Source organism: Sorangium sp. So ce887, assembly GCF_051521455.1.
In the GTDB taxonomy this organism is placed as follows: Bacteria; Myxococcota_A; Polyangia; order Polyangiales; family Polyangiaceae; genus Sorangium.
On record NZ_CP150354.1, the window covers coordinates 12,074,140 to 12,085,438 of the forward strand.

Genomic DNA, 11,299 nt, shown 5'->3' on the forward strand with positions numbered 1-11,299 from the left:
GTCTCAACGTATCGCCTCCGGTGCGCTCTCCGCAACTCACGCTCGGTGGGAGAGCTCGTGCCGGCGAGCCGGATCGGCTCGGCAGCGCGGGCCTCAGGATGCCGTCAGAGCGACTCCAGGTAGGCGACAAGGGCTCGCCGATCCTGGGCGGACAGATGGGCGGTGTGTCCCATGGTTCCGTCCACGCCGTCGAGTAGCGCGAGCAGCGTCGGGTAGCGGCCGTCGTGGTAGTACGGCGCCGACCTGCCGATGAAGCGCAGCGAGGGCGTATCGAAGGCGCGCGCCGCCTCGAAGCGGGTCGCGCTCCGCACGTCGTGGCGCGCGCCGTCAGTGGTCAGCTCATCGCCCACGTGGCAGCTCGAGCAGCCCGCCTCGCGGGCGTTGAACAGCGCCTCGCCGCGGGCGGCGAGGGCCGCGTGGGCGCCTGCCTCCGCGGCGCCGGCCGGCGGCGGCGCGACGATCGCGGCGCGCTCCTCGGCCGTGAGGTCCGCCGCGCCGACGGGCGGCTCCATGGCGCGGAGATAGGCGAAGATCGCGTCGCGCTCCTCCGCGGTCAGGCCGGCGCCTCCGAGCCGCGACAGGGTCCGGGCGAAGTGGCCCTCCAGGTCCTTCTTGTCGCCTTCCCAGCCGTACGGCGCGGTGCCGTCGAGCCGCCCCATCAGCACCGGCGTCTGGCGCGGCCCCTCGGGCGTCGACCACGTGAGCGCGTCGTCGCGACCGTCGGGGTGGCAGCTGGCGCAGGCGCGGCCGTCGAACGCGATGCGCCGCCCGCCGGCCGCGTGGAAGAGCCGCTGGCCCTCCGCGCGCTGCTCGTCGAGGCGCGACGCGCGGGGCAGGACCACGACCGGCAGCTCGCCCGAAAGCTCCTTGCGGGGGCCACGGATCACGGCCGACGTCGGGGCGCGGGCGGCGGGCAGGATCGTCAGCTCGCCGTCGAACCGGGTGAAGACCACGGCGCGCCCGCGCGCGCTGTCGACGGCGATGGCGGTGGGCCCGGAGCCCACGCGGGCGCGGTAGAGCTCGCGATCCCGCGCCGACCCGGCCGCCTTCGTCTGGCCTGGGATCCGGGCGCGGGCGTCGTAGGCGATCACCTCGTCGCGGCCGAGGCAGGTGACGAGCAAGACCTCCTCCGCGGGCGCGATCGCGGCCGCGCGCGGCAGCTGGCAGCCCTGGGTCCCGAGGTGGGTCGACACCGGCGGGACGTCCGCGCGCTCGCCCATCGGGTCGACGACCGCGATGTGGTCGATCGCGGTCTGGGCGCGCGCGGCCCCGTAGCCGCCGCTGTTCGTCCCGGGCCCCGGATCCACGAGCGCGATGGGCGCGAAGACCGCGCCGTTCGCCGCGCGCGCCAGCGCGAAGCCCTGCGAGCCGCGGCGGTCGACGCGCACCGGCGCGGGCGCCTGGACCGCCCGGAGGCCCTTCCGCCCGGCGGGCGCGCTTCGAGCGGCCCCGCTCGGCACGGGAGGGGCAACCCAGCTCGATATCTTCGACAGTGCAGCCCGTGGGCGCCACTCCACCCCGTCGGTCGGGAGCTCCCGCGCCGAGGTCGGCGCCCCGCCATCGCCGAGCGCCACGACGCTGATGCGGCCGCCCACGGCGTGGGCGACGAACGCGCGCCGGCCGTCGGCGGATGCGACGACCGCGCCGGGATCCCGCGCGAGCGGGAGCTCGCCGAGCCGCCGGAGGTCTGCGGTCGCGAAGCTGGTGAGCGCGGGGGCCCACCGGCTCGCGACGAGCAGGGTCGCGCGGTCCGGCGTCATCGCCAGCCCCACCGGCTCGCTCGCCACGGGCACCAGGCAGAGGCGTGCGAGCGGCGCGGCGGCGCCGGTCGGCTCGAGCACCTCGAGCAGGCCGCGGTCGCGCAGCGAGGCCACGACGCGACCGTCGCCCAGCACGATCACCTGGGCGGGCCGGCCCGCGAGCGGGGTGCGCGCGAGCGGGGCGCGGGCGTCGAGGTCGACGGTGTGGAGAGCGCGATCGTCCTCGTCGGCGACGAAGGCGAGGGTACGGCCGTCGAGGTCCGCGAGGGCGACGCCGGAGCCGGCGTGGGTCGGATCGAGCGGCGCCGGCGCGGGGCCCGCGGTGCGCCGTGCGCAGGACGGCGGCGGCGTCGGTCCGGCGGCTGCGATGATCGGCGGCGTCGGTCCGGCGGCGGCGACGCTCGGCGCCGGCGGGGCCGCGTCGCGCGGGGCGGGGGTGCAGGAGATCAGGAGGGCGAGGGCGGTCGGGGCGGCGGCTCTCATGCCTGGACCATCGGGCGAGCGGGCGAGTGTGTGACGGGCGCGTCCCCGAGGAGGGACCGTCTCCTCGGGTCGCCGTATCGATCGCGAGGATCCCCCTGTTCTTCAGGATCAACAGCGCCTCCTCGGCGTGCTGACGCCGCGGAGAGCGCGAAGTAGGCGAGCGCAAGAGCAGGCTATCTCCGCTTTCTGTGTTTCCCTCTCTCGCTTCCAGGGCGAAGCTCCGGCAGTGAGGCGTCTGGGTGCCGGGTGGGCGTCCATGCGCCCCCGCCGGAGCGGTCGAGCTCCGGAGCGATGAGAGGAGCGCCATCATGCATCGATCGTGGCTCGCGGTGGTCGAATCGTTGGTTCCCGTCCTGGCGTCGGTGCTCCTCGCGTGCGCCGACGCAGGCACGGATCCGGGCGGAGCAGGGGGTACGAGCCGAGACGCGCCCGGCGGATCGAGCTCGCCGGCGGCGTCGACGTCCGCCTCGTCGACGTCCGCCGGAGGGGACCCCGACCTCTGGATCCCGGCGCTGGAGACGTCGTGGCACTGGATGATCGACCACCCCTTGGATGTGAACGACCCCAGGGACATGGGCTTGGTCGATCCCGCCGGAGCACCCCTCGATACGCCGCCCCCCTCGGTCTACGACATCGACTGGGAGTTCACGCCGGCCGAGACGGTCGCCGCGCTCCACGCGATGGGCGCCAAGGTCATCTGCTACGTCGACGTCGGCGCGTTCGAGGACTACCGGCCGGACGCCGGCGACTTCCCGGAGTCGGTCAAGGGCAACCCGGACTACCACTGGGAAGGCTCGTTCTGGCTCGATATCCGGCAGATCGACGTCCTCGGGCCGATCATGCGGGCCCGGTTCCAGGCCTGCAAGGACAAGGGCTTCGACGCCATCGAGCCCGACGAGGTTGACGGCTACGCCAACGACTCAGGGTTCCCACTCACCTACGAAGACCAGATCGCCTACAACCGATTCATCGCGGAGCTCGCCCACGGCATGGGCATGTCCGTCGGGCTCAAGGGCGACATCGAGCAGGCGGAGGACCTGTGGCCGTACTTTGACTGGACGCTGAACGAGCAGTGCTTCGAGTACGACGAGTGCGAGATCCTCGTCGATACGTTCCTGGCGAACGGCAAGGCCGTGTTCGAGGTGGAATACGACGATCCGTTCTCGGGTCACATGACCGATGGATCGCTCTTCTGCCCGCGTGCGAACGCGTGGAATTTCAATAGCATGGAGATGCCGCTCGACCTCGACGGCGGTCGGTGGCCCTGCCGGTGAGCTCCGGCCTTTGACGTGTACATCGTACGCCTACGGTGCGCGTGCAGGAGAAGGGAAGGTTCGATGTCCAAGCGATTGAGACCCGGCGCCGTCGTCGCCGGACGCGATCTTGTGAGCGTCACCGGCGCGCCTGTCCGCATCCCGGATCCCGCGCGGTTGACCCACCTTCAGTTCCGGCGCTTCGCGGGCTGCCCTGTCTGCAACCTGCACCTGCGCTCCTTTGCCCGTCGTCACGACGAGGTGGTCGCTGCGGGCGTTCGCGAGGTGGTGCTGTTCCACTCGCCCGCCGGCGAGCTGCGCGAGCACGTGGCCGGCCTGCCGTTCGCGGTGGTCGCCGACCCGGACAGGCGGCTGTACGGCGAGCTCGGCGTCGAGTCCTCACCCCGCGCGCTGCTGGATCCGCGGGCCTTCTGGCCGATCCTCAGGGCGATCGCGGCGAGCCTGCCGGCGGTCGTCGCGCGGCGGCAGCCGGCTCCCTCGCTCGATCCGCACGGCGGCCGGCTCGGGCTGCCGGCCGATCTGTTGATCGCGAGCGATGGGCGGGTGCTCGCCGCGAAGTACGGCGAGCACGTCGACGATCAGTGGTCAGTCGACGTGCTCGTGACCCTGGCACGCGCGGAGCGGGACCGGCCCGCTTCCGGCGATGTCGTCTGTGTCCCGGAACGCGGTTGATCCTCTGAGCAAGCGACGTGCGCTCAGCGCGGTGCGTCGTTCGGTACCCCACGAATCCGCCGTGGGGGCGCATCTCGATCTTCGACCCCATCGGTCGTGGAGACCTCTTCTTCAATGATCATGGTCACCTCTTCGCCCGGCAGTAGCATGCGCGGGTGCCCTGCTCGTGTGACGCGCACGCCGGGCAGCGCCCGGTGCGTATTCAACCCTCGCCGTCGCAGGCTGTAGTCTGCTGCCCGCGGCTCGCGAGGCCGTCACCCGCCATGGCGCCGCCACCTGCTCGACGGCACGCCTCACCCCGGAATCCCTTGTTTTTTTGCCTCCTGAACCGCTGGTGCGCGATCTGCCATGAGCGCCGGGCATGGGAGACGCTGACATCACCTTGCGCCACCTCGCCCGAAGGCGCCCCGAGGACCTGGTGCGCGCCCTCGTCCCCGAGGGCCGCGCCATCGAGGTCCTCGGCTGGGTCGACAGCCAGGTCACCCACATCGAGCGCCGCCTCGACAAGGCCTTGCGCCTGCGGGTTGATGGCGAGCCGCGGGTGTTGCACGTCGAGTTCTGCTTCGCGCTCCGCGACGACGTTCCGGATCGCATCTTCGAATACCTCGGCTTCCTCTTCGCCGCGCTTCGCCTCGACGGCCCCGGCGAGACGGTGCCGCCGATCGAGAGCGTCGCCGTGGTTCTGTCGGGCCGCAGGCGGCGCTTGCCGGCGACCGGCCAGCGCCGCACCGCCTGGCCGGGGCGGCCGTTCAGCGGCACGCACTTCCGCGTCGACGCCGTCTACCAGCGCACGGTCGGCGAGCTCCAGGCGCGCGGCAGCGTGCTCTGGCTGGTGTTCGCCCCGCTGGCACGTAACGCGACCGCGGCGGCGCTGCGGCAGGTCGTCGCGGAGATCCACGCGGGGGCGAAGACCGTCGAGGAGCGGGCCGAGCTGTACACGGCGCTCCTGGTGATGGCGACCATCGATCCCTGGGGGCATAATCTGATGAAGGAGCTCATCATCATGGTGGAGGACAAGGAAGAGGGGCTGCTCCGGCGCACGCCGATCATCGGGGAGATGATCATCGAGGCCGAGCGACGGGGAGAGCTGCGGGGAGAGCAGCGAGGAGAGCAGCGAGGAGAGCAGCGAGGAGAGCAGCGAGGAGAGCAGCGAGGAGAGCAGCGAGGAGAGCAGCGAGGAGAGGAGCGCGGCAAGCAGCAGGCGATCACCGAGCTGCTCGGCCGCCTCTTCGCGCGGCGGATCGGGCGGCGACCGACGGCCGAAGAAGAGCGCTCGATCCTCGAGCGAGCCCGCGCGATCGGCCCGTGCGAGGTCGAGGATGCGTTGCTTGATCTCGAGGGCGATGCGCTGGTTCGCTGGCTCGCGGAGCCGATACGCCCATCGTGAGCTCCTGCAGGAAGACAGGAGACCGGGCGCGCGACTCCCGCCTTCATGTCTCCCTCCCCGGTTCGGGCGGGCCACCACCCGGATGCCGGTGCCCCTCACAGCGATGGAGCTGGCGCCCACGCGCTGTCAAATGATATCACCGGGGCACGGCTCGCTTTGCAGCTAGGCTCGACCGTCCCAGCACCAAGGTCCTCCCGGCAGTCTCCTACCTGTTCGCACCTGGTGTCTCGACGGTGACCCGAGCTCGGTTCTACACCCATCGCGAGAGGCCTGGGAGCGCGCCGGGCTCGCCACATCTGGCCTTGTTGCAAGGAAGCAATGGATAACAGGCTCGCCTCGATCTCGTGTACGACGCTGCTGAATGGCACGCCCATGCCGATGGCGTTGCTCTCCGGCACGGGGGAGGTGGTCGCCTGTAACCCGGCCTGGGAGCAGCGCGTCGGTCCTCCCGGGCGGGTCCTCGAGCGCGTGCACGAGGACGATCGCGGCGAGCTGACGGCGCGGATGACGGCCGCGCGCGCCGCCGCGGGCAGCGTCTCCGCGACGGCGCGCCTCGTGGACGCCCGCGGCGAGACCACCCCGCTGCGATGGACCCTGTGGCGCGCCGACGACACGGCGCTCTGGGCCGCCGTGAAGCCCGATCGCGAGGCGTGGGAGACCCAGGCGCGCGTCCTTGTCGACGTGTTCCAGACCATGGATGCGGTCATCTGGGCCTGCGACCGGGCGGGCACGCTCCAGGTCTCGGACGGCAACGGGCTCGTGAACCTCGGGCTCAAGCCGGGCCAGCTCGTCGGAAAGACCATGCTCGAGCTCTACGGCGAGGGCGCGCAGGTCCACGAGCTGTGCAAGCGCGCGCTCGCCGGCGAGACGGTCCGCATGGACACCGTGGCCGACGGCGTGCACTGGATCGTGCACTACGCGCCCCGCCGCGGCGAGGACGGCGAGATCGATGGCGTGCAGACGTTCGGCATCAACCTGGCCGACCACGTCAACCTCGCCGCGCAGGCGGAGCTGCTCCGTGCGTGCATCAGCAGCATGCCGATCATCATCTGGGCGTTCGACAAGGACGGCGTCTGCGTGGTGGCGCAGGGCGGGGCGCTCGCGCAGGTCGGCGCGATGGAGCGAAACGGGCTGGGCAAGCACATGATCGAGCTCTGCGGCGACACGGACGACGTGCGCGAGGCCTTTCAGCGCGCCCTCTCCGGAGAGGTCGCGCACGCCGAGCAGAAACGGCAAGACGGCGTCTGGCGGACCAGGTTCGTCCCCCAGAAGGACGTGCTCGGCGAGATCATCGGCGTCGGCGCCATCAGCGAGGACATCACGCAGCAGCGCCGCGTCGAGCAGCAGCTGCGGGAGCAGCTGCGGCTCACCCGGGATCAGCAGGAGTCGATCGCGCGGCTGTCGAGCCCGATCATCGAGGTCTGGCAGGACGTGCTCATCGTGCCCTTGATCGGCGCGGTCGACGCGGATCGCGCGGCGATGGTGATGGAGTCGCTGCTCGCGGCCGTCGTGGAGCGGCAGGCGGCCTTCGCCATCCTCGACCTCACCGGCATCGATTCGGTCGACACGACCACGGCGCAGCACCTGATCAAGATCACGAATGGGCTCACGCTGCTCGGCTGCCGGGCCGTGGTCACCGGCATCCGCCCGCCGGTCGCGCAGACGATGGTCGGGCTGGGCTTCGATCTCTCGCAGGTATGCACGCTGCGCAGCCTGAAAGAGGCGCTCCGCTGGTGCATGCGCGAGGCGCGGCGCGGCTGAGGCGCCGCGCCGCGCCGCCCGCTCAGCCGGGGCTCGACGGATCCGCCGGATCCGTGCCGGCGTCGCGCTCGTCGCCGTCGCGAATGCCGTCGCCGTCGCGGTCGACGCCGCTCCGCGGGCCCGAGCCGGGCGGCGTGCAGGTGTACGTCACCCGGTGGCCGGTGAGCACGGAGAACCAGCGCAGGCCGACGTCGCTCACCGGCGGGGCCGCGCTCCGATCGGTGGTGAACTGGCCACCTCCTGCGTAGAGCAGGCCGATCTCCTCCAGGAAGAACGGGATCTTCGCCACGAGATCGCACTCCCCGACCTCGGCGCGATCGAGGAGCAGGTCGATCCGCGGCCAGGCCGCCGCCGCGTTGTGCGCGCCGAGCGTGACCTGCTGGCCGACGATCGGCGCGAGGTTCGTGTCGAACGCGAGCATGAAGTCCACGGCTTGCCGGCGCAGGATGACCCCGGAGGCGTCGAGCGGGAAGCCGTTCGGCGTGAAGCCGCTCTCCTCGAACCCGATCGCCTGGTGGAAGCGGAAGAGCGTGTCCATGACCCCGTCGTGCATGAACCCGAAGCCGCGGATCTGGTCGCCCATGAACTCGTTGTCTCCGGGGTGGAAGAGGCTCGGGACCGCGGCCATGCCGAACATGCCGACCTTCTGGTACATGTTGCGCAGGTGAGGGTTCTTGAAGCTCTGACCGTTCTCCTGTCCGACGCTCGAGCCGTCCGACCCGAAGAAGCCGGGGAAAGGCTCGCCGGCGCCGGCGTTCGCGTCGGGGTCCAGGCTGTGGCAGGAGGCGCATGAGAACGTGCCGTCGACGCCCTCGCGGACGAAGTGATCGCGCCCGGCCTGCTGGTCGGCGGTGAGGGAATTGTCGAGATTCCGGATCGGGTTCGGCGGATACGTCAGCTGGAGGATGAAGTCGGTGAACGCCTCCATGTCGTCGTCCGGGATGGGCGCGTCCCGGCCGAGCAGGCCGGTGAAGCCGGCCTGGAATCGCCTGAACGCCGCGCGCTCGTCGAAGGCCCCGCTGTCCGGCTGCGCGGTGGGCTCGTCGTTGCCGCCCGTGCGGTCGCCGCGCCAGTGCATCGGCCCGTGGTTGGCCATCCCGCGCAGGCTCTGGGTCATCATCGGCCCCTTCATGGGCTTCAGCGTCGTGTCGGCGGGGAACGGCGGGTTGATGCTCGTGAACGGCCCAGGGTTCGTCTGGGTGGTCGCGTCCGGATTGCCGAGGTCCCAGGCCAGGCTGTCGAGATCGCCGAACACGTGGCAGCTCGCGCACGACGAGTCGCCGTGGCTCGACGTGAAGCTCGCGTCGTGGAGGAACACCCGCCCGCGGACCACGCTTTCCGGCTCGGGGTTGTGGAGCGCGAGGTGCGCGGTCTCGGCGCGCGTCACGGTGTCGATGATCGAGATGGAGTTGTCGAAGCGCGTGAGCACGTACAGCCGGCCGCGCGGCTGATCGAGCGCGAGCCCGCTCGGCCCGCCGCCGCTGACCGGGATCTGGCTCGCCAGGCTCGGCGTGAAGGTGTCGCTCTCCAGCTCGGCCGTCGTGAAGACCCCGATCTTGCTCGACCCGAACGCGGCGACGTAGAGCTTCGAGCCGTCGCTGGTCACCGCCATATCGACCGGCGTGGCCAGGCTCTTTGCGTTCTCCGGGTTGGGCACGGGGGCGCAGCACGTCGTGTAATCGATGTGCTTGTTCAGGTGCCGCGGCAGGGCCGCGCCGCCGCCGAGCACGGTGATCCGGCTCTCGTGCAGGTGCCCTCGGACGCTCGATCCGGCGAAGGTGCCCGGGCCCTCGAAGCGATCGAGGTTGAACGCCTCGGTGTTGGAGACATAGACCTTCCCGTTCGCCGGGTTGACGACCATGTTGTAGAGGATGGTCCCCACGCCGGTGAAGAAGCCGGCGCTGCCGGGGCGCTGGTGCGGGGGGCTGGCCATGGCGTCGATGACGAAGACGTCCTTGTCCGGCAGCGAGAACCTGATCTCGTCGTCCCAGGGGCGGCCGAGGGTGTCGACCCAGTGGTCGCCGTCGTGGCGGACGATGAGCGATGTCGACGGCTGCGGCTCGCCGAGGAAGTTGGTGAGCGGCGGCGGCAGTCCGCCGCCCTCCTCCACGAGCACGCGGTGGACGGCGGTCGTGCGATTGCCGGTGTGAAAGCCCGCGGCGTAGACCGAGGCCCCGTCCGGGCTGACCGCGAGCGCCCTCGGCGTGTCGGTGAAGAAGGTGAGGATCGTGAGGGGCGCGCCGCCGAGCGACGCGTCATTCACGACCGCGTTCGCGTTGAACACCCAGACGTCCGCGCGGCCGACCCCGGGCGTCGTCAGCTGCGGATCGAACGGCGCGTTCTGGCCCCGGTGGGCCGCGGTGATGAACGCGCGCGAGCGACCCGGGCCTGCGAAGACGATGTCGCGCGGCTCGTCCCCGACGAGGAGCGTGCGCACGAGCCGCGGGCGTGAGGGAAACGACACGTCGACGACGCTGACGCTGTCCGAGAGGTGATTGACGACCCACACCTCGTCGTTGCTGCGCGCGGCGACGGCGACGGGCTCGAGGCCCACGCTCACGGAGGAGAGGTGCGAAAGGCCGCTCGATGTGACGCGGAAGATCTCCAGGCGGTTGTCGGGTGTATTGGCCGCGAGCAGCAGCGTGCGGTCGGGCGAGAGTGCGAGCGGCCTTACCTGGCCGCTCTCGAAGAGCGTATACGACGGAGCCGCCTCCGCCCGGTGCCCGACCAAGAGGCACACGAAAGCGGCGGCGGTGATGAGCAGGGAACTGAGAGAGCGTGGATGACGATGTAGGACCATCCTGACCTCCTTGCGGGGTAAAGGGGAGATATCCCCTCAGCATAGAACCGCATGGCGGCGCCCTGGAATCAAGTGTTGTTTGTATTTATCGATGCGCGCGGCCCTGCATTCTTGCCCCGCCGGAGCGGCGCCGCGGGATCGATGATTGCATTGGTGGAACGAGGGCCGTGTCCATTGGATGGACGCTCACGTCGGGCATGCCAGTGCGTCAATTCCGCATGCCGGGGTGCGCTGTGCGGCTTGACGACGCGTAACAAATCGGTTACGTATCACGTCGATGGACGCGGTTGCCCAGGCGCTGGCGGATCCGATCCGGAGGGAGATCCTGCGGATGCTGCGCGACCGCAGCGCCACGGCCGGCAGCATCGCCGGCGCGTTTCCGGTCAGCCGCCCGGCGGTCAGCCGGCACCTGCGCGTGCTGCGCGAGGCGGGCCTGGTGCGCGACGTCCAGTGCGGCCGCGAGCGCGAGTACCGCCTCGAGCTCGGTGCGCTCGCCGAGATCGAGGCGTTCCTGCGAGAGCTGCACGCCGAGAGCCCGTGGCACCGCCGTTTTGACGCGCTCGAGACCGAGGTGCACCGCGTCGGCCGACAGCGGCGCATGGCGACCGCGACCCCATCCAGCAACGAAGCGAAACGCAAGAAGGAGACAGCATGAGCCCCCGACCCACCGGCCGCGTCCGGAGCACGGCGACAGGCGCCGATCTCGTCATCACGCGCAGCTTTCGCGCTCCCATTGAAGACGTCTGGCAGAGCGTCACCGCCTCCGAGAGCACGGCGCGCTGGATCGGCCCGTGGGAGGGGGAGGCGGGGCCCGGCAAGACGGTGCGCCTCCAGATGGCGTTCGAGCAGGGGGCGCCGTGGTGCGACGTCTCGATCGAGGCGTGCGAGCCGCCGCATCGCGTCGCGCTCGCGACGAAGGACGATTACGGCGAGTGGCGGCTCGAGCTGTCGCTCGCGGCGAAGGGCGAGACGACCGAGCTCACCTTCGTCCAGCACCTCACCGATCCCGCGCTCGCCGGCGATACAGGGCCGGGCTGGGAGTATTACCTCGACATGCTCGTCGCCTCCCGGCTCGGTGAGCCGCTGCCCAGCTTCGCCGACTACTATCCGGCGCAGCGCGATTACTACCTGGGCGACGCCCGCACGGAGGCATAGCCGATCA

8 protein-coding genes are annotated in these 11,299 nt (G+C 71.1%); 6 read left to right on the forward strand and 2 right to left on the reverse strand.

What is annotated here, in order from left to right:
* Nucleotides 1-104: 104 nt before the first annotated feature.
* Nucleotides 105-2,243: a cytochrome C peroxidase gene (locus WMF36_RS45210; protein WP_437577061.1), complete on the reverse strand. Its 2,139-nt coding sequence runs from the start codon at nt 2,241-2,243 to the stop codon at nt 105-107.
* A 308-nt stretch (nt 2,244-2,551) separates the two neighbouring features.
* On the opposite strand from WMF36_RS45210, the gene WMF36_RS45215 reads away from it, so the two are divergent.
* From WMF36_RS45215 to WMF36_RS45230, 4 genes are all read left to right on the forward strand, one after another.
* Nucleotides 2,552-3,517 (forward strand): endo alpha-1,4 polygalactosaminidase, encoded by a 966-nt coding sequence (locus WMF36_RS45215; RefSeq protein ID WP_437577062.1) that lies wholly within the window; start codon nt 2,552-2,554, stop codon nt 3,515-3,517.
* A 63-nt stretch (nt 3,518-3,580) separates the two neighbouring features.
* Nucleotides 3,581-4,189, forward strand: coding sequence for a peroxiredoxin-like family protein (locus tag WMF36_RS45220; protein ID WP_437577063.1), 609 nt, complete (start codon nt 3,581-3,583; stop codon nt 4,187-4,189).
* A 361-nt stretch (nt 4,190-4,550) separates the two neighbouring features.
* A complete protein-coding gene (locus tag WMF36_RS45225) occupies nt 4,551-5,576 on the forward strand; it encodes a hypothetical protein (RefSeq protein ID WP_437577064.1) in 1,026 nt (341 codons plus the stop codon).
* Between the two features lie 318 nt (nt 5,577-5,894).
* Nucleotides 5,895-7,337 carry a PAS domain-containing protein gene (locus WMF36_RS45230; RefSeq protein ID WP_437577065.1) on the forward strand — a complete coding sequence of 481 codons (1,443 nt, stop codon included), beginning with the start codon at nt 5,895-5,897 and terminating at the stop codon, nt 7,335-7,337.
* Between the two features lie 22 nt (nt 7,338-7,359).
* Here the strand turns inward: WMF36_RS45230 and WMF36_RS45235 are convergent, their stop codons facing one another.
* Nucleotides 7,360-10,137 carry a hypothetical protein gene (locus tag WMF36_RS45235; RefSeq protein ID WP_437577066.1) on the reverse strand — a complete coding sequence of 926 codons (2,778 nt, stop codon included), beginning with the start codon at nt 10,135-10,137 and terminating at the stop codon, nt 7,360-7,362.
* Nucleotides 10,138-10,414: 277 nt separating this feature from the next.
* Between WMF36_RS45235 and WMF36_RS45240 the strand changes: the two genes are divergently transcribed.
* Complete coding sequence (locus WMF36_RS45240; RefSeq protein ID WP_437577067.1) at nt 10,415-10,792, forward strand: ArsR/SmtB family transcription factor; 378 nt, start codon at nt 10,415-10,417, stop codon at nt 10,790-10,792.
* Nucleotides 10,789-11,292, forward strand: a complete 504-nt coding sequence (locus WMF36_RS45245) for an SRPBCC family protein (protein ID WP_437577068.1) — start codon at nt 10,789-10,791, stop codon at nt 11,290-11,292. The genes WMF36_RS45240 and WMF36_RS45245 overlap by 4 nt, the downstream gene beginning before the upstream one ends.
* The last annotated feature ends 7 nt before the right edge of the window (nt 11,293-11,299 follow it).

Excerpts from the sequence above, each read along its gene's own strand:
- WMF36_RS45245 (WP_437577068.1), top strand. The coding sequence starts at position 10,789 with ATGAGCCCCCGACCCACCGGCCGCGTCCGGAGCACGGCGACAGGCGCC.
- WMF36_RS45230 (WP_437577065.1), top strand. The coding sequence starts at position 5,895 with ATGGATAACAGGCTCGCCTCGATCTCGTGTACGACGCTGCTGAATGGC.
- WMF36_RS45215 (WP_437577062.1), top strand. The coding sequence starts at position 2,552 with ATGCATCGATCGTGGCTCGCGGTGGTCGAATCGTTGGTTCCCGTCCTG.
- WMF36_RS45235 (WP_437577066.1), bottom strand. The coding sequence starts at position 10,137 with ATGGTCCTACATCGTCATCCACGCTCTCTCAGTTCCCTGCTCATCACC.
- WMF36_RS45210 (WP_437577061.1), bottom strand. The coding sequence starts at position 2,243 with ATGAGAGCCGCCGCCCCGACCGCCCTCGCCCTCCTGATCTCCTGCACC.
- WMF36_RS45220 (WP_437577063.1), top strand. The coding sequence starts at position 3,581 with ATGTCCAAGCGATTGAGACCCGGCGCCGTCGTCGCCGGACGCGATCTT.
- WMF36_RS45240 (WP_437577067.1), top strand. The coding sequence starts at position 10,415 with ATGGACGCGGTTGCCCAGGCGCTGGCGGATCCGATCCGGAGGGAGATC.
- WMF36_RS45225 (WP_437577064.1), top strand. The coding sequence starts at position 4,551 with ATGGGAGACGCTGACATCACCTTGCGCCACCTCGCCCGAAGGCGCCCC.